At 46.2% G+C, this 19,339-nt stretch carries 15 protein-coding genes; 12 read left to right on the forward strand and 3 right to left on the reverse strand.

Annotated features, from left to right (window positions below; genetic code table 11):
- The first annotated feature begins 740 nt into the window (after window positions 1–740).
- A complete protein-coding gene (locus EXU85_RS16825) occupies window positions 741–1,442 on the forward strand; it encodes a DUF421 domain-containing protein (protein WP_246859591.1) in 702 nt (233 codons plus the stop codon).
- 440 nt (window positions 1,443–1,882) lie between these two features.
- On the opposite strand, the gene EXU85_RS16830 is transcribed toward EXU85_RS16825, so the two are convergent.
- Window positions 1,883–3,073, reverse strand: a complete 1,191-nt coding sequence (locus EXU85_RS16830) for a T9SS type A sorting domain-containing protein (protein WP_142773197.1) — start codon at window positions 3,071–3,073, stop codon at window positions 1,883–1,885.
- A gap of 227 nt (window positions 3,074–3,300) precedes the next feature.
- On the opposite strand from EXU85_RS16830, the gene EXU85_RS16835 reads away from it, so the two are divergent.
- The 5 genes from EXU85_RS16835 (at window position 3,301) to EXU85_RS16855 (ending at window position 11,164) form a co-directional block, all read left to right on the forward strand.
- On the forward strand, window positions 3,301–3,825 hold the full coding sequence (locus EXU85_RS16835; RefSeq protein WP_142773198.1) for a hypothetical protein: 525 nt from the start codon (window positions 3,301–3,303) through the stop codon (window positions 3,823–3,825).
- Window positions 3,826–4,096: 271 nt separating this feature from the next.
- Window positions 4,097–4,357 carry a relaxase domain-containing protein gene (locus tag EXU85_RS16840; RefSeq protein ID WP_210422472.1) on the forward strand — a complete coding sequence of 87 codons (261 nt, stop codon included), beginning with the start codon at window positions 4,097–4,099 and terminating at the stop codon, window positions 4,355–4,357.
- Between the two features lie 706 nt (window positions 4,358–5,063).
- Window positions 5,064–8,600, forward strand: a complete 3,537-nt coding sequence (locus tag EXU85_RS16845; protein WP_168207811.1) for a PAS domain S-box protein — start codon at window positions 5,064–5,066, stop codon at window positions 8,598–8,600.
- Between the two features lie 54 nt (window positions 8,601–8,654).
- Entirely contained in the window at window positions 8,655–9,395 is a 741-nt protein-coding gene (locus EXU85_RS16850) for a response regulator (RefSeq protein ID WP_142773201.1), read from the forward strand.
- Window positions 9,396–10,711: 1,316 nt separating this feature from the next.
- Entirely contained in the window at window positions 10,712–11,164 is a 453-nt protein-coding gene (locus tag EXU85_RS16855; RefSeq protein ID WP_142773202.1) for a hypothetical protein, read from the forward strand.
- Between the two features lie 584 nt (window positions 11,165–11,748).
- Here the strand turns inward: EXU85_RS16855 and EXU85_RS16860 are convergent.
- A complete protein-coding gene (locus EXU85_RS16860) occupies window positions 11,749–12,168 on the reverse strand; it encodes a hypothetical protein (RefSeq protein WP_142773203.1) in 420 nt (139 codons plus the stop codon).
- Between the two features lie 816 nt (window positions 12,169–12,984).
- On the opposite strand from EXU85_RS16860, the gene EXU85_RS16865 reads away from it, so the two are divergent.
- The 3 genes from EXU85_RS16865 (at window position 12,985) to EXU85_RS16870 (ending at window position 14,694) form a co-directional block, all read left to right on the forward strand.
- Window positions 12,985–13,515, forward strand: a complete 531-nt coding sequence (locus EXU85_RS16865) for a hypothetical protein (protein WP_210422473.1) — start codon at window positions 12,985–12,987, stop codon at window positions 13,513–13,515.
- The gene (locus tag EXU85_RS35660; protein ID WP_371732049.1) at window positions 13,506–14,285 is read left to right on the forward strand and encodes an FAD-binding oxidoreductase; all 780 of its coding nucleotides are present in this window, start codon (window positions 13,506–13,508) and stop codon (window positions 14,283–14,285) included. The genes EXU85_RS16865 and EXU85_RS35660 overlap by 10 nt, the downstream gene beginning before the upstream one ends.
- A gap of 82 nt (window positions 14,286–14,367) precedes the next feature.
- Window positions 14,368–14,694, forward strand: coding sequence for a hypothetical protein (locus EXU85_RS16870; protein WP_142773204.1), 327 nt, complete (start codon window positions 14,368–14,370; stop codon window positions 14,692–14,694).
- 146 nt (window positions 14,695–14,840) lie between these two features.
- Here EXU85_RS16870 and EXU85_RS16875 read toward each other — a convergent pair whose 3' ends face one another.
- Window positions 14,841–15,419 (reverse strand): DUF4142 domain-containing protein, encoded by a 579-nt coding sequence (locus EXU85_RS16875; protein ID WP_142773205.1) that lies wholly within the window; start codon window positions 15,417–15,419, stop codon window positions 14,841–14,843.
- A 130-nt stretch (window positions 15,420–15,549) separates the two neighbouring features.
- On the opposite strand from EXU85_RS16875, the gene EXU85_RS16880 reads away from it, so the two are divergent.
- From EXU85_RS16880 to gyrA, 3 genes are all read left to right on the forward strand, one after another.
- Entirely contained in the window at window positions 15,550–15,933 is a 384-nt protein-coding gene (locus EXU85_RS16880; RefSeq protein WP_142773206.1) for an antitoxin Xre/MbcA/ParS toxin-binding domain-containing protein, read from the forward strand.
- Between the two features lie 4 nt (window positions 15,934–15,937).
- Window positions 15,938–16,387: an RES family NAD+ phosphorylase gene (locus EXU85_RS16885; protein WP_142773207.1), complete on the forward strand. Its 450-nt coding sequence runs from the start codon at window positions 15,938–15,940 to the stop codon at window positions 16,385–16,387.
- Window positions 16,388–16,695: 308 nt separating this feature from the next.
- Complete coding sequence (gene gyrA / locus EXU85_RS16890; protein WP_142773208.1) at window positions 16,696–19,209, forward strand: DNA gyrase subunit A; 2,514 nt, start codon at window positions 16,696–16,698, stop codon at window positions 19,207–19,209.
- The last annotated feature ends 130 nt before the right edge of the window (window positions 19,210–19,339 follow it).

A 19,339-nucleotide genomic window follows, 5' to 3' on the forward strand; every position in this document is an offset into this window, starting at 1 on the left:
ATGGCCAGAATCCATTCCATGAGCAGTATTCTCATTTCATTGTTCATATAAATCTATCTATACACTATTTTGTAAAAATAATTGGGTAAGTAAAATCACTATTGGCTGATAGAGCCGATCAATCACTAAGTGGGCTGACCTAAACTGGTATAATTCTGTTTAGGTGGCGTTGCCGAATCGTTTGAAGAAAATAAATTAACAGGTATGTGTAGGCGATACCGCCAAAGACCAAAAGGGGAGTAGTCATTAAGTGGAGGGAGTTACGGAGTAAGTATAAGTAGCTCAACTATATACAGGAAGTACTTTCAAACTAGAAAGTACCATATGGCTAGCATATGAAAAAACAGAAAGTGTCAAATTGGTAATATATTAATTAAATGGTATGAGTATTTGTTCATATTGGGAAATGCCGTTATTTTGCCCTTTTGTACTTTTCTTCTTAAAGTGCGAAAATTGGTACTTGATTGACCTTTTAAACCCCCTTGAAGCTTACCCTTTAGGCGTTTTGTAATGGATTTATTTTCGTATTTTTTAGAATAGTACGAAAGGTAGGCTGTGTCGCATTAAACGCCCCAATTATGAAGCAGTTAAATGAATGCTCCTTCGTCTCATTTGGGAGCGTTTTAGAAGACGATTATTTTTTTACTTTCTCTCAAACTAAGCTAGTTGCATACGGGGTTAACTGGCTTATAGAGTAGCGGACACCGCTAGCGTTCTTCTCGTCATTGATACTCTACCTTATGCACTTTATCGCCCTTATGATGATTGATCTCAAAACCGTGTTCTTGGCTGATTTAGACTGGAGTTTAGCTCTACAAATTGTTCTGCGAACCTTATTCATGTTTTCAGTCATTCTAATTTTCTTACGGCTCTCAGGCAAAAAAGGGGTTAGCCAGTTGTCAATCTTTGAGGTCGCTATTATCATTGGGCTGGGTTCGGCTGCAGGCGATCCGATGGCCAATCCAGATAATGCCATTGTACCCGCCCTGATAGTCTTTGCCACTATTCTACTATTTTATCGGTGCATCACCTGGATGGCCTCCCGAAACGAACAGTTTGAAACCTTGTTGGAAGGCGATCCGGTCTATGTGATCGAGGAGGGTGTCTTTGTCTTGGATTCGGGGGAGAATACATTTGCCAAGGACGAGTTTTTTGCTGAGATGCGACAACAGAACATTGAGCACCTGGGGCAGGTACAAACCGCTATTCTAGAAACGAACGGGAATCTTAGTTTTTTTTACTACGCCGACGAAGACGTCCAGCCGGGTTTACCAGTGCTGCCCAAACTGTACCACAAAAAAAGCAGCTCATTAAGTCAAGGGGGACAATATGCCTGTACAACTTGCGGCCAGATCGAGCAGATAACAGCTAGTCATCATACGTGTCCGCGCTGTCAGCAAACGGAATGGGTCCAAGCTGTTCAGACCCAGCGCAGAACTTAGGTTTCTGGCGTTACGAAAGAATTCATTTCCTGAAAAGGGTTAGGCCACTAGCAGGAAGGTCATGGTTTGTAAGTGAGTTAGAATGGTGGTTTGTTCAACTCACATACAACTGTCACTACCTTCTCTCCTTATGCTAGGAATAGCATGGGATTAACATGATCGTCCAATAAACGCTCGTTTCCATCAGTATTCACCGTTTACGAAAAATAAAGTCGTTGATCGACAATCGTATGGTACGGATTGGGTTGGACAGCTAGAAAAATCAGGGTTTATTGGGACAACGGGTTTTATTAATAACTGTCAACTATTATCCGTAGCATACGCCATGCCCTTCACTCATCTGATAGGCAGCAAAGTGTTCATCAATCTTCACCGGTTGGTCATTAGCCAAAAGAAAAGCCACGGTTTTAGGCGTGGCTTAATAATATAGCAACGTGCTGCTATTCAATGATAATCTGCCGTTCGAACAGCCTGTCTCCCATCCGCACGTGTAAATAATAGGTATCAGTGGATAAATCCCGCACATCAAAGGTGACACTTTGTGTTTCTTTAAAATAAGTAGCAGCCCTAGAAGCCTCAAACTGTTTAACCACTTTTCCTTTTTGATTGTATAACGCAACTTCCTTTACTAGCTCCTGGGCCATTAAAGCATCGTCAAAGTCAACGGTCAATGTGCTTTTGGTTGGGTTTGGATAAGCCGCCCGAAAACCCGAATACCCTTCTTTCCAAATGTAAAAAGTTGCGTCATCCCCTGTACCTGATGAGTTCGTTGGGGCTCCTACGACCCGTAAGAAATTAGATGGATAGGCATTACAGCTTGTTCCACTTGTGCTGATGCTTCCCGATCCATTGGTAATACTCCAGTTAGCTCCTGTCGCCGTACCGTTGGTTAAGAGCGCTAACGTTGCGACCCAGGACACGGTGGCTGACGAGCCTGGTGAACCGTTTACAGTCGTAGATACAATATAAGGGGTACCGGTGGTATACGTAATGGATGGTGAAGTTGCGCAGGCATTCGAAGCCGTTACAGTCAGGACACCCCCATGCCCCGTTGTACTAAGGGTTTGGCTATCATAATCGGTTGAGTTATAATTGCTGCTATAGGAGGTACTGCTATTAATGCGTAAACCATAGGAGGTTGAATAGTTTACCGACGTCCAAGGACTATAAGGGTTGTAGGACGGATTCATATATACTTGAACTGTTCCCGATTGATTATTCCCCAGTGTCGGCAGCGAAGAAAATGAAATTAGGGGACTGACGCGAAAATAAACGTGCATAGTCTTTGAAAACGTAGCCGGGGAAGCACTGGCAATTTGAATGATAAACCATCCATCCTGTGGAGTGCTTCTACTGTACTGCAAGTCGTAAATATTAAACGGATTAGAGAAGGTCCAATCCGATGGGGAGCTTTGAATGGCCGTGTATTGAACGGTGGCCGGGTTACCTAGCACGCTATTATATTCGTAAGAAGCACTTATAGAGCCCCCTAAATTGTTGCACCGAAAATACAACGTATCGTTGTCATGTTTAGCAACACCATCAATAATCAGTTGATAATTGGACTGGGCAAATGCAGCATTTAAGGCAAGTGGTAGTAGCAAAACACTACAAAGTATCAATTTTTTCATGGCTTTAATGGTTGAAAATGGATGCAATAGATTAAAGTCATAATACAATTCATGTTTATATTTGCTGGAAAAGTCACATTAAATATCTATTAAAAACTATAATCCTCGAATCCTTTATTGAATTCAACGGTTTGATAGTAAATTACCAATAGGTTTCTAAAATATACCCTAAGGTTATTGAAAGCCCTTAACTAGGTCTATCCATCCTCAGCTAACTTAGTTTCTTTATGAAACAAGTATTACTCTCCCTCTTGCTTATAGGATTTGGTGGTATATTGATTTGCTGCCAGGAGATAACGCCCCTAACTCCAACCAATCCTGCGGTGGGGAACTGGATAATAGCCAGGCATGATATTTATCATTTACCCAGTTGGTTTGTCACCAAAACAGGGTCTGAATATAAAACCACCTCTACAGATACTGTATTTAGCAACGCGACCCTTGCTACCCTTTTTAATGTTAACTCGCTTACATTTACTCAGGATCAACGCTTTTCAGAACTTTACCCCGTTCTAGACCTTACAACAGGACAAGCAAGGGGACAAACTGATACAGGTACATGGGTCTTAGCCGATTCAGTAGTGAGTCTGAATGTCGTTAATAGTTTTCCTCACAAGCTAACCTATCGAGCCGCTACAAATCAGTTGGTAACCGACCGGTTTCCCCAAACAGTGACGGGGCGATTTTCAGATGGGTCACTCTATACAATCTCATATACCATACAGATGTTTTATCGACGAGGAGACCCTTAAACGTATCACTTATCAGGCTTATTAGTACATTTCCTGCCTCTGTCGAGCTGCCTATTAGTCGCTTGCCAAGAATTAACTCCTCTTACCCAATCGATTATCGCACCAGACTTTTTGCGTGTGGACAGTCGGTTCACTTCCCATCTTGACTTTTGACCACGTTCCACTTCTCTGAAAAGTTAGTAGTCTCTTTATCTGTTTGCTATCAGCTATAATAACTCACATTCTGCCACTCGTAGAATCATTCGTCATGTAAGATTTCTACATGATACGCATGATTCAAAGCACTTCTACTGGGAAAGCCAAAGAGTATTTCAATGACTCTTTGCATCAGTCTGATTATTACGTAGACGATCAGGAGTACCAAGGACGCTTTGAGGGCAAGATTACAACTCGTCTTGGTGTAGCCGGATTAGCGACAAAAAATGCTTTTCATGCCCTTTGCGAGCACATTAATCCGGTTACGGGTAAGTCGTCGCATACTGCGCGCAAAAAAGTCAATCGTACAGTTGGCTACGACATCAATTTCCATTGACCTAAATCCGTCTCTATCCTTCATGCTCTGACTGACGACAAATATTGACAAGGAGAAGTCATTTCCTTGAGGGAAAAATACCCTTTTTTAGAGGGATAACTATTGTCACACAAGCGGGATTAAATCATGTAGCTACATCGAATATTGCCGTTTGGCAAAGGGAGAAGTTAATCTTTCATTTTAGTATTGTGGGTAGGCCTTAATCGATTATCTCTTGAAATGAGCATTTTCTGAGATTACGCGTTGTCAGGCCGAGGGCTGCTCACCGTTTAGACATTCCGTTTAGTTCTTTACCCGGTTCCATTCAGTAGTGAAGAATGGAACCATCTTCGTGTAGTAGGCCTCCATCAGTACACCAGGGCTATGGCCCAGGCAGATCTATTAACTGGGCTTAAGTCGCTCACTACCCTTTCAGGTACCTAGTTTAGACAATTCGTTTAACTGGAGTCTATTAATAACCAGTTTAGTAAAAAACAACTTACATTTGATTCCATCGGGTTAACCTGGCTTTATCTGAACTAGCTCCCCCTAGTCAATGTGTTTTTCTGTTCCAATTGGACCCATGGTTTCCAGACCTAATTGGAACAGGAACCCATAAAAAAGCTTGCCCTCTTAACCCCTTTGAATGGGTAAGGGGCTGGGGTTAGGTAAAGCAACGACAAAAAGCTAACTAGTAGCCACTTAGCACCGGTTTACGTGTATGGGAATGCCAATAATCCAACCCTACCCCATAACGGGGTTTGCTGAACTTACCCCCAGCCCACGTACCCTGCTATTTTTTACCCCCCGGCTTAATGAACAAGGCCAGTTAGTGGACTTACAGTTATACCCCAGAGAGACACTTGCTGCTCAGCCAGATAGGCCTCAACTGCAAAGGGTTTATCTGTCTGACTGGATGGATCCCCAGGTCAGGCCGTCTCTGAACGCCTTCTGGCTGTCGTTGGAAAAGGGCATCCCTTGTCGTCTTACCTACCAGCCGACACCCGCCACGTTGGGACAAGCAACGGTTACCCCCATGAACGGGGGGTATTTAGTCGAGTTTTTACCCCCTGACCCGGCCCCCGATCCCCGTTGGGAATCAAGGAGTACCCACCTCCCGGGGGATGAGCGCCCCCCATGGAGTCCCTCCTTTTTGCAATCGCTATACCAACGCCTTCCCGGCCAGCAAGCCATTATTTATGCCTATGAGCCACCAGAGCAGACGCTTCAACCGCTAAACCAAAAGGACGGGGACAAACGGCCAACCCCCATTCCCCTGGCTGGCACCCAGATGCTCCGGGAGCAACAGGTGATTCATTGTCAGCAACTCGAAGCTCACACCCCGGGCATAGCGTCCCTGCTGGGTTTGTTTGAAGGCGGCTATCGGTGCTTTATGATGCTGCCCCTGCGAAAGGGCGAGCAGTTACTGGGTGCCTTGGTAGTAGCCCATGAGCAGGCCCATTTTTTTACCAGTCGCCATCGGAAACGTATCCAGCAGCTGGGCATGGAATTGACCCCTAGCCTTTCGCTCCGGTTAAACTCAGCCGCAAGCCTCCCCCCGCCACCGAAGGCAACCCCTCAAGTACTGGAAGCCATTCTATCCCATACGCCGGTGGGACTAGCCCTTTTCCAACCCCTTAAAGAAGGGGAACGAATCGTTGATTTCGTCTGTGCGATGAGCAACCCGGCTCATGCCGCCCTAATGGGGCACCGCCTGGCGGACATAGTGGGCAAACCGCTTACCACCTTGTTTCCCGGCACGCTACAAATCGGCCTGTTTGAACGGCTGGTACAGGTTGCTCAACGTGGGATACCCCAACACTACCAGCAACAGGCCGAGTTGGCGGGCATGTCGATGTGGGGGCGCTTTTCCTTAGTCCGGGTGGGCCAGAACGTGCTGGTCACGGTCACGGATATAACGGAGCTCAAACTAACTCAGGCCCGGCTGGACCATAAAAATGTTCAGTTAGAGCAACGAGTCGTGGCGCGTTCCAAACAGATTCATAATCTGACGGTGCTGCAAAATGCCATCCTCAAACACGGGGGGCAAGCCATTATCTCCACCAGCATCGATGCGGTCATCCAAACGGCCAATCAGGCTTGTGAAAAATTACTGGGCTACTCCCCCCACGAACTACTCGGGCAGTTCGTTCAGGTGCAGCCGGGCACTGACGACAGTCCGTTTCCCGTCATTTCCTTTCAATCCAGCCGACCAGCCACTGGAAATCCAGCGGCTATCTTGCAGCAGACCCTCAATGGGGAGACCTATCGCTACCTGGAAGGGGGGGCGATCACCAAAATGGGGTCTACCGTTCCCATTCTGTTAGCCGCGATTGCTTTGCAGGATGAACAGGGAACCACCATCGGTTACCTGGGAATTGCCTCCAATATCTCGGCCTTAAAGACGGCCCAGGCCCGGCTTCTCCAGAAGGACCGGGAACTGAGTACCTTCTTTGAGAATGCCCTGGACATGCACTGCATTTCCGACAGTGGGGGCGTCATCTCGACGGTCAACAAGGCCTTTCAGGCCACCCTGGGCTACTCGGCGGCTGAGCTCAAGGCGATTCCTTTTTTACACCTGATTCATCCCGACGAACAAAAATGGGTGTACCAGCATCGACTGCAATCGATCCTCCAGCAACCCGTTCGCAACCAGATTAATCGGATGCGTTGCAAGGACGGTACCTACCGAATCATTGAGTGGAATGCCATTGCGATTGATGAGGTGGTGTACGGATCGGCTCATGACATCACCGAACGCCAGGAGTCGGAAACCCAGCTACAGCTCCTCAATCAGCGGCTCCAGCTGGCGACCCAGGCCGCTGGCCAGGGCATCTGGGAAAGTAACCTGGAAACGGATAGCTTGATTTGGGACGATCGGATGTGGGCCTTGCATGGCCTGGAGCCGGGCCGACCGGATTGGAGCTTTAAGTCGTATCTAAACCTGATCTATCCCGATGATCTGGCCCCTTTTTTGGCGCAGTCTCACCTGGGTCAATCGGGGGAAAAGATCTGGAACCTGACCCGGATTGTACGTCCCGATGGGGCCATCCGCTATATTGAAACCAATGGTCTGCTGATAATGGGCCCGCAAGGGCAACCGGTTCAAGCCATCGGGGTGGCCTGGGATGTAACCGAGCGGAAGCTGGCCGAAGAAGCCCTGCGAGAGAGCGAACAGCGGTTCCGGGAGATTGCCGAGAATGTCGACGAGGTATTCTGGATCCACTCGGCGGATCCGTTTCGTTTGCTCTACGTCAACCCGGCCTATGAGCGGATCTGGAACCGCTCGCTTCAGAGTGTCTACGCGGATACCACCAGCTTTATGGAGTGCATCGTAGCGGCTGATCAACCGGCGATGCAGACGCTGTTTAGGGACTATAGGGCGGGCCAGGAAGGCCAGCTGGACTTCCGGATCGAGCAAGCCGACGGCTCCAGGCGGTGGCTGTCGGTGCGTACCTTTTTCGTCCGCGACGGGGCGGGGCGGGTGGCCCGGCACCTGGGCATTGTCAATGACATTACCAGTCAGAAAGAAAAAGAACGGGTCTTGGAGCAGTCGCTCCAGCGGGAACAGGAGCTCAACCAGCTCAAATCCCAGTTTGTCTCCACGGCCTCCCACGAGTTCCGCACCCCCCTGACCACCATTCAAACCAGTACGGAACTGATCGAACTGTACCTGGATGTACCCACCGGTCAGGCCTCGATCCGGCAACATATCGGCGTGATTTACAAGGAGATCGAGCATGTGACTGAACTGCTTTCGGATATGCTGACCATCGGCAAAATTGAAGCGGGTCGGGTCAGCGTCAGTCCTCGCTGGCTGGATCCGGTGGCGCTGTGTACCCAACTGATGGCTACTCATTACAGTGGCCGCAGTGACCACCGGCGGGTGCAGCTTGAGCTGGTGGGAAAACCCTACCAGGCCTATCTGGACGAGAAACTGATGAGTCATGTGCTGAGTAACCTCCTGTCCAATGCCTTTAAATTCTCGGCTCAGGACCCTAAGTTGACCATTCACTTTGGGGCCAACGAATTGCGCCTGGAGGTGGCCGATTCGGGTATTGGCATACCGGCTGGGGATAGGGCTAATTTATTTCAGGCATTTTTTCGGGCCAGTAACACGATCGGAATCCCGGGCACGGGGTTAGGGCTGGTCATTGCCCGCCAGTACGTGGAGCTCCATAAGGGGCGGCTTACGGTCCAGAGTAAACATAAAAAAGGAAGCACCTTTACCATTTGGTTACCACACCTACCGGAAGACGTTTAGCTACGGGTAGTCGACTATACGTTTTTGAATCCACTATGCATAAACTGCTTAGCTATGCCGACTCACATCCTACTGATTGAAGATGAAGAGCAAATTCGAAAAAACCTGCTGGAAATTCTACAGCTGAAGGGCTATCAGGTTACGGCGGGGGCCGACGGCCTGGCGGGTATCCAGTTAGCCAGCCAACAACCGCCGGATTTAATCCTTTGTGATATAATGATGCCCCAGTTGAGTGGGTATCAGGTATTAGCCCATATTCGTACGCAGGAATCGTTAAGCAGTGTTCCCTTTATCTTCTTAACGGCCAAATCGGACATGGTGGATTTTCGGCAGGGGATGGAGTTGGGGGCCGATGATTACCTGACCAAACCCTTTAGTACCAAGGATCTGCTGGCGGCCATCGAGAGTCGTCTCAAACGGCATCAACTAAGGCCCACCCCTCAAGCCTCACCCGTTTGGCTACAGACAATCCAGGGGCACGCCGAGGGCGGGCGTATGATCCTACGCGTAGCCGATTGTCTTTACTTTTATGTGCACACCAGCGCCTATTACGTATGTCACCCGCTGGGGACCTTTCAGATCGACTTAACCATGGCTGAATTAGCGGCTCAACTCGATGCGACCCAATTTTTCCGGGCGAATCGCCAGGTGATTCTTCACCGCAAAAGCATCCAGAAATACGCCTATTGGCAACAGGGGAAGTATTGTCTATTCCTAGTCAATGGCGCAAAAGCTAAAGAAATTATTATCCCCAAGGCTCGATTCAGACACTTAAAAAAATGGTTAGCTGGCTAGTAGCGCCCAACTCACTGACTACCCTATTGGTTTGGAGCCCCATTTGTACCTCTACCCGTTTACATAGACCAAATCTGTGCGTTTGAGGAGCTAGAATGGTGGGGGATAAGAACGATTTTTTTGCCGCAGTATTCCCCTCCCCAACAAGTGGGAAGCTCGTATGAGCCGTAAAGGGTAAACAACCCAAGAGGACCGCAAAGGGGAGTACCTTGCAAACTCAAACAAGCCTTTTTGTAAGACCGTTTAATAGGCAACATTTTTGTTCAGTGTATCTAACTGTTTATTGGTCAAGATTCATTAAGCCCCTAAAAGTGAGTATTGGCTTAGCTTGATTTTCTGTATAGTAACCATCTGTAAAGAAAGGTGAACATGACGGCAATTTGAAGGGATGCCCAAAACCAACTCCCATCCAGACTGTAACCAATAAATGTCAGTAAAAACAAGGTAGCACCCAGTAACAGAGACCAATCCTTCCGTCCTTTCCGCAGCGCGTAGTACATGCCTACAACAACGAGAATACGAGCAACAAATAATAACACTATCATATTACTAGTTTTATCTGCTTAGTCGGGGTCGAACAAATAATTGCCAACGCTTGCCAGCGACTCAAGCTGTGAGTTCAACACACGATTAAATACGTACGTACGGGTTAGATAGTTACAGATAGTAAAATCAGCGTTATTTGAGAATCTATATAAATGAAATTACAAACCAGGAACGGCCTCTATAGTGTTATTATGTTTTGTTCACAAGCAAACGCTCGTATGCTTGTGAACAAAACTAGTATATGGCGTCGTTTTGCCGTTTCGTACAAAATCCGTCACTTGGGTTATATTTTTGTAGAATCAAGGCTTTAGGTAAACATATTGCCACTTATACAACAGAAAAACTTGCATGAAAATGATTGCTACAATAGGAGTAATGCTAGTAACTGTCGTGGTTCTGTTTTTCTCGATTTTGGCAATACTTGAAACACCATTACCCAGACCAGGTCTAATATTTGAAGCATATAGAGAAGCCTCACTAGGAGAGGAATTTGGTTAGGGCTATATAGTGACAAACGCTTTGAAATAGGTAATTCACGAGGGGATGCTAATTGTGAGGGGTATTACACATTCAAATCGGATACACTTACTCTTATAGTAGATACAGGCGTTATCAATAAAAAGAATCCAAGAACCGTATCTTTTCTCTTACAAGATGAATTTTTGGTTGAGTCCCCTAAAGTATCAGGCATTAGTTTTTTAGAAGTAAGGGAAAACCACTTGACAAAATAAAGTTAAATGACACTTATATAACAGTAGAATTGATTTTTAATGAAGAATATACTATACTTAGTTTGTTTATTTTCTCTTGGCTGTGTACGCAACCATTTTTCTATCACTCAGACGGATTCTAAACTATTTAAATATATAGACTTTTGTGATTTGCCAAATTATAAAAATGATTTAGTATGTATCAAAGGTGAGTACTCAGGTTATGACGAATACTGGTCTTTTAGCCCTATAAGCAGAAAAAGATGCTCTAATAGTTTGGATTTAGAATTAGGGCTTAATGAAGTAAAATATAAAAATCCAGAATTTGACGATAAAATTCGCCAAGCGATTAATAATAGTGTAAATAGTTATCTTATTATTGAAGCCATTGGCATTTACACTAATGAGCTAAAACAGTATGGTCATCTTGGACGTAAAAATTCAATATTTGTCGTGCAAGAAATAGTTAATGTGGCTGTAAAAAAAAGAAGTCTATTTAGATCTGCTAAATGATGACACAATTGCTAGTATTTGTACTTATATAAGAATAGTCACATTTATTTACCAACAAAGATCAAGGATAATCCTCATAACATAATTCTTAGTTATGAGGATTATTTTAGAAACTAAAGTGCTTCATCGACTTACCTTCTCTAACAATAATTATATCAGATGGGCAAATCCATAATATTGATTTTACTGATGTTGTTTAGTACTTGTTGGGCATTTGGGCAAAGTACAAACCTATGTTTATTTCATAACGCAGCGAAAGCCCAATTAGATATTACTAATAGTAAACCAAAGTTATTTCTACAAGGTGGGATAGGTCCCACTAGATATACAAACGATTCCACAGTAGAAAAACAGTTCAGGTTTCTATATGAAGATTTCGGTGACCTTAGGTCTGAAAGTGATAGCTGCTTGATAGCATACAGCACTATAATTTTTTCTTATTTAGATAAAAAGTATGGCCGCGAATGGAGACGAAAGTGTAGAAAAGATGTTCTGTTTTTGAAGTCAATTCGCTTCCAATCGAAATAAAACTACTTGTTGTATAAGTGGCATTATGATAACCTAGTATATATAAACAACTTTATTTAATAAAAAACCATTGGCTTTTTGTATTGATTCAATTGAATACCATTCTGAGCGTAATTGATGAGCAGGTAACGGCCCTTTCTGCTATTAAAAGGTATTGAGCTAGTGTACTGTCCCACCCTGACAACAAGAATAGCCGATTCATTATCTAACTGTGCATTAATACTCCTTTCCCCTTTCTGACTATTAACTTTCAGTACCCCTTTTTCTCCTACAATACTCAAGGAAGGAACAATCCCCGTCACAAAATCAGAGTCTGCAACTGAATTGATGATTAAGGGTATTCCATTGTAAGCTACCGATAAGGTGTCTTTGTGAAAGCCAGAGCCGATTGTTATCGAAAAGGAATGCTTCTTTGCCTTTATTGTAGTACAGCTCGAAATACCAATGCCTAGATACAGTAAAAGAAGCACCTTCATTGTTATATAATTTGCTTTATGTTGGGTAATGTTTTTCGATAGGGAATTTAAGAGACATAAAGTACTTCTCTCGAAATGATTTATCACTCACTATTTTCAGGATTCTATCCTGAATCCTACGACGGTGTAGAGTCTGGCTATCACGATACTCAATTAGACCTGTTTGACTCTGATCAGCATTCCAAAAAAATATGAATTGTAATGGGTTAGGAGACAAAATATCACTCCATACCTTAAAGTGCCAGATCGACCCATCCTTACTAGTATAAGCTTTGTCAAAAGCTTCAAAAGACCACCACATAGCAAGTCAAAAGCTGTTGTATTATCTGCTTTATGTTAGCCAAAGTACGAAACGTCAGGCTAACTACTTACAAATTAGCCGTTTCGCGAAACGCCCATTTTAAGTGATAGGTGCAGTAGTGGTCCTGGTAAAGTCATTCTATATGAGCTTGAGTCTCAAATTGTCATCTCACCAATCAGTCTCAAAATCTCAAATTTTAGCTGAGTTTGTGAGACTGATCTTTTATCCCAAATGACGACAGCTAATTGTTTATAAAGTCCATGAATGGTGTCTGGGGTGGTCCTGGGACATTATAATACCCTTCAAGTTAAACAACCGCACAGGCGGCCCTGTCGTCGCGAGCATCCTGTAGGCTCACAAAACAGCCATCTTCCAGTAGCTCCGCTTTTAATCGACTCAAGAACAAGCTTGCTCGCGGGAAAGCATAGGTCTCAAATTTGGTAACAAATGTTATCGTTTAACGGCAGGGCTGCCATCTACTTTTGCCATGTCAATCAGCAAAACAGACAGACAGGATGAAAGCAGCCGTTATGAATCCACAAGAGGGAATTCCACGCTATGTTGAATGCCCAAACCCCGTTGTTTCCAGCGAAGATGAAATTTTGATAACCGTCAGAGCAGCAGCCATCAAACATGTTGATCGAAGTAAAGCCAGTGGCACCCACTATTCCAGTGAGGCCTACACCCTTGCTGAGGCAAGGGTGATTGGAGGGGATGGCGTAGGCGTATTAGCCGATGGCACTCGGGTCTATGCCGTAGGCGTCACTGGCATGGTGGCCGAGCAAGCCGTGATCGAAAAAGATCGGATGGTCATTGTCCCCAATCATCTGGACGATGCGACGGCTGCGGCTCTACCCAATGCTGTGATCGGCGCAGCGATGGCGCTACGGTTCCGTGCGGATATGCAACCCGGCGACACGGTGCTGATTAATGGAGCTACTGGCTTTACGGGTCGGGTGGCCGTTCAGATCGCCAGACGATACGGTGCCAAAAAATCATTGCTACAGGTCGTGATCCTGAATCACTGCAGGCCCTTCTGGCGTTAGGAGCCGATGAAGTTATCTCGGTTCAGCAGACCGATGATGCGTTTATCGCACAGATTCAGGCCCTTCACAGGAGTATGTCTATTGATGTTATCCTCGATTATTTATGGGGACATACTGCCGAATTAGTGCTATTGGCCTTAAAAGGCAATGGCGCATTCACACCCCGGACCCGTTTTGTGTCGGTTGGTAGTATGACGGGTGATAGCCTCCACTTGTCGGCAGCGAACTTACGCAGTGTCAATCTACAGATAGCGGGCTCAGGCATGGTGATTATCCTGGTGATCATTGCGTTGAGTGCGAAAATTCCCTATCATATATTTCGAAAAACACACAAGATTTTTTCGGCTGTCTTTCTGTTGGGGGCTTACCATGGTGCCACGGCCCAACTGAAAGAACGCTGGTTAGCAACGCCGGGTGGTTATCTGTTGCTAGTACTGGTGATCGTTGGTGTCGTAGCGGCCTTCATTGGCTTGTTTCAGCGCATTGGTGTCTCCCGAAAAGTGGCGGCTCGTATTAGTCAGCTAGACAATCGCCCGCAGGGTATTCTTGACATACGACTGATAACCAGCCAGAAGCCGTTCGTTCACCGGGCTGGCCAGTACGCTTTTCTACGCTTCGAACATGATCGTGAACCACATCCATTTACGATTGCCTCTTCAGTCGATGACCAGCATAGCGTACGGTTTGTCATAAAATCATTGGGGGATTTCACAGGCGAGTTGAGCAATCACCTAAGGGTGGGGCAATCGGTAGAGGTGGAGGGCCCCTAGTGAATTTGTCTTTGATACCCCCGCTACGACTCCGTCCGGGCGGCAAATCTGGATTGCCGGAGGTATCGGCGTTACGCCGTTTATGGGCCGTTTAGAGCAGCTTGCCAATCAGGGGGGAGCCCACACACCCATCGATTTCTGGTATTCCACGCGAGGGGATAAGGATAGCCTGTTTCCTGATTCATTAGCGCGTTTATGCCAACAAAGTGGGGTTACCTTTTATCATTTAAACTCGATCCAAAACGAATACCTTACGGCGAAGAGGCTTTATGGAGCCGTTGGTAGTTTTCAGGGTGTAAGCATCTGGTTTTTTGGACCTCCTGCTTTTGCTCAGTGTCTGCTCAACGGACTTTCGACCTATGACTTCGATAAGGGCTCCTTTCATTACGATGATTTTAGTATGCGCTAAACAGGGGCTACGTATTCGCTCCTGGGTATAATAGCTCAGCGGACTACCAGTTGAGTTGCCAACGGCCTTTGCGCGGTATCGGTTAAACCGTATACTGCACAAAGGCCGTTGGAACTTGTTGGTAGTCCGAACTGAATACTACCTGATTACTTCATCTTCTTATCTATTGCATTGATCGCATCCATATGCTTTTGCAGGGTGGGCAGCGTTTTCATCGCAAAATCTTTGACCGCTGGATTGGTTTTCTCTTCATCAACAGCCTTCTTAAATTCGTCGATGTCTTCTTTATGGTCATCGACCATCATACTCACGTACTTTTTGTCGAATTCAGTCCCCGATAGTTTAGCCATGTCATTAACATGTTTCTGTGCATCCTCACCCAGTGTTGATGGCAGGGTTATGTTTTGCGTAGCCGCTATCGATTTCAATTCTTCATTGGCTTTAGAATGGTCTTTTACCATCATAGCGCCAAAGTCTTTCACATCCTTACTGGCCGCTTTTTCCTGAGCCAGTCGGCCTAGTTCAACCTCCAGCATGCCCCCATTGGCGGCTTTTACGGCAAACTCGTTGGTATCTTCCGTCTGGCCGGTACCCGCATCTTCTTTGGAATCATTGGATTTCTCGGCGTTTTCAACGCTGTCCGTATTCTCTGTCTTTTTGCTACTGCAAGCCTGGAAACTTAGGGTGCTGACGGCCAGCAATAAAGCTAAACTTATCTTTTTCATAACGTTATTAATTAATTGGTTACTATATACTTAAACTATTAATGAGCGCTTAGGTTTTTCGAACTAGAAGATTTTTTGAATTGTTGGACAAAATTCTGTGTTTACCAGACAAAATTCCTATGTTTGTGACATGCTAGTTTCTGATCGCACAGCACTTGTTTTCTCGGCCCTAAAAGGAGTGCCCGCTACTCGCTTCTTTGAGATAGTCGACCTGACCGGTTATAAACGCGAACAACTCGCGGAGGTTTTCGATACATCCCTAAAAACGTTTCAACGGTACGAGCGGGAGCATAAGAAACTAAACCCACAGGATAGTGAGAAAGTCCTTAAAATAATGTCTCTGTTCCAGACCGGCGAATCGGTTTTTGGCTCGGCTAATGCGTTTCGGCGGTGGATGGACAAACCGGCTTATGGGTTGGGGAATCAGGTTCCTTTTGACTTATTGCATACCTCAGGCGGCATTGATTTAGTGATGGACGAAGTAATCCGTATCGAATACGGCGATCTGGCCTAACCGAATGCTGGTTTACCGAATTACAAAAACTATCTATGCGGATCGACTGGTAGCCTCGGGGGGAGCGGCCCGCTGGAATAGTCGCGGACAGTTTGTGATTTACACGGCAGCAACCCGTGCCTTAGCCTGTCTGGAAAACGTTGTTCACCGAAGCGGAGAAGGACTTTTAGCCGATTTTCGGGTGATGGTTATCGACGTACCTGATACGCTTCCTATGGAAATAATTTCACTAGAAAATCTGCCATCTGACTGGTTTGAGTTCCGGCAGTATGATGCCTGTCAGCGGATAGGAGGGGAGTGGCTTCGGCATGGCCGATCCGCCGTCCTGAAGGTGCCTTCTGCCATTATTCCCAATGAATGGAATTTTCTGCTTAATCCGGCTCATCCCGATTTTACCCGTATTACCTTACTACAGACTGAGCCGTTTGCGTTCGATCCCAGGATTAAGGAATAGATTCAGTTTGTCGTTTACAGTAAGATGACTCGCCTGTCATCGAAACTGATAAACCGGCTTCTGTGAACGGCAAATGGACTAAGTTTTAGTTGAAATACAATTGTATTTCAAATGGATGATGGGGTGTTCAATACAGTTGGCGAATAGCGTTTAGGTGGCTTGTTTTTATACCCTCTCTGGCGTATTTAGGCTTGTTTTTGCGGGTTTATTTCTCTTTTCTCCTGAAAATTTTGTATATTTGTGTATAGCGTGGTTTGCACAGACTGTGTAAGCCGGAATAGTAATTTTCTGCGAAACCCCTTTAGCAAATGGCGGAAGAAAATCCCGACCTCGAAGCCCCCAGTAACATCATTCCCATTAACATTGAGGACGAAATGCGTGGTGCCTACATTGACTATTCAATGTCGGTTATCATCTCGCGTGCGTTGCCCGACGTTCGTGATGGCCTGAAGCCAGTGCACCGTCGGGTGTTGTTTGGAATGGCTGAGCTGGGCGTTAGTTACAACAAACCCCACAAGAAATCAGCTCGTATCGTTGGGGAAGTACTTGGTAAATATCACCCCCACGGCGACTCATCTGTATACGACACTATGGTGCGTATGGCCCAGGATTGGTCACTGCGGTATCCACTGGTCGACGGCCAGGGAAACTTTGGTTCCATTGATGGTGATTCACCAGCGGCTATGCGTTATACCGAAGCGCGCCTGAAGCGAATTGCGGAGGAAGTCCTGAACGACATCTATAAAGAAACGGTTGATTTCCAGCCTAACTTCGACGACTCCCTCGAAGAACCAACCGTTATGCCTGGTAAGTTGCCGAACCTGTTGCTTAACGGCTCGTCGGGTATTGCGGTGGGTATGGCTACAAACATGGCACCTCATAACCTGACGGAAGTCGTAGACGGCATTATTGCCTATCTGGATAATAATGACATTACGGTTGAGGAACTGATGCAGTTTGTGAAAGCGCCTGACTTTCCAACGGGTGCCACAATTTACGGAATGGAAGGGGTTAAGTCCGCTTTCAAAACCGGTCGTGGACGCGTAGTGATGCGGGCGCATGCCACCATCGAAGAAAACAAAGGCAAAACCCAGATCATTGTAACGGACGTGCCTTACATGGTCAATAAAGCGGTGATGCTGGAAAAAACCGCTGAGTTAATCAACGACAAAAAGATCGAGGGAATCACCGCCTTCCGGGATGAATCGGATCGAGATGGTCTGCGGGTTGTTTATGACCTGCGGAAAGATGCCATTCCGAACGTTGTCCTGAATAACCTGTATAAGCATACATCTCTGCAGTCGTCATTCAGTATCAATAACGTTGCGCTCGTAAAAGGGCGTCCGATGTTGTTGAATCTGAAAGATATGATGAAGTACTACGTTGAGCACCGGTTCGAGGTAGTAACGCGCCGGACGCAGTACGAACTTCGTGAAGCAGAGAAGCGGGCACATATCCTGGAAGGGTTGTTAATTGCGCTGGATAATATCGATGCTGTGATTAGCCTCATTCGTTCGTCGCGGGATACAGAGGTGGCCCGGATAGGTCTGATGACGCAGTTTTCGCTGAGTGATGTCCAGGCGAAAGCGATCCTGGAGATGCGCTTACAACGTTTAACGGGACTGGAGCGGGATAAGCTACAGGCCGAATACGATGAGTTAATGCGTGAAATCATGGGCCTGCGCGAAATCCTGGCCAGTGAAGAACGCAAACGCGAAGTGATTAAAGAGGAATTGGTTGATATCCGCGCCCGTTATGGAGATCAACGTCGTACCGAGATCAATCCGCTCGGGGATGGAAACATCAGTGACCTGTCGTTGATTGCCGACGAGGATATGGTGATTACCATTTCTCATGAAGGGTATATCAAGCGGACACCAACCACCGAGTATCGTTCGCAGGGACGGGGTGGCGTAGGCGCAAAAGCTGCGGCTACGAAAGAAGAGGACTTCACGGAGCATCTGTTCACGGCGACTATGCACAATACCCTGCTGGCGTTTACGCAGAAGGGTCGATTATACTGGTTACCCGTCTATGAACTACCTGAAGGCTCCCGTATTTCGAAAGGTCGGCCGTTGGCTAATTTTATCAACATCGAATCGGATGATAAAGTCCGGGCGGTCATTAACGTGACTGATCTGAAGAACGAGGATTACATCAACAATAATTACATTGTGATGTGTACCCGTCAGGGCACCATTAAGAAAACGATGTTGGAAGCGTATTCTCGTCCCCGTCAGAACGGGATTATTGCCATCACGATTGATGAGGATGATCAACTGATTGGGGTTTGTATGACCAATGGTGATAATGAGATTGTTATTGCGTCGAGCGTAGGGAAAGCCGTTCGTTTTCACGAAAGTCGCGTTCGTCCGATGGGGCGTACCGCTGCCGGGGTTCGGGGTATCTCGCTCGATGAGGACGATCCAACCGATCATGTTGTTGGTATGGTGTGCCTGTCGTCGTCGGAAGCCCAATTGTTGGTAATTTCCCGGAATGGATACGGTAAACGTTCGGATATTGATGAATACCGAATCACCAACCGGGGGGCCAAAGGTGTTGGTACGTTGAAAGTAACCGAAAAAGTTGGTCGATTAGTTGGCGTACTGGACGTTGCCGATACAGACGACCTGATGATCATTAACAAATCAGGAATTGCGATTCGGACTCCGGTGAGTGAAATCAGCGTGATTGGTCGGAATACCCAGGGTGTCCGGCTCATTAGCCTGCGTGATGGCGATGAGATCTCATCAGTTACAAAAATTAAGCAGGAAGAAGGGGAGGAGGTAGCCCCCACTGAACCAGAAGCTGTTGCTGAATAAAGAAACCAATAGGCTGTAATGCTGAGCCGTCTGGATTGATTGATAATCAGCCAGGCGGCTCAAACAATTTAGAGTAGGTCATGCTTATACAGACAGATTCCGTAATTTCGTTTCTGAAATAATAACACAA

Origin of the sequence: Spirosoma sp. KCTC 42546 (assembly GCF_006965485.1) — a bacterium.
Taxonomy (GTDB): domain Bacteria; phylum Bacteroidota; class Bacteroidia; order Cytophagales; family Spirosomataceae; genus Spirosoma.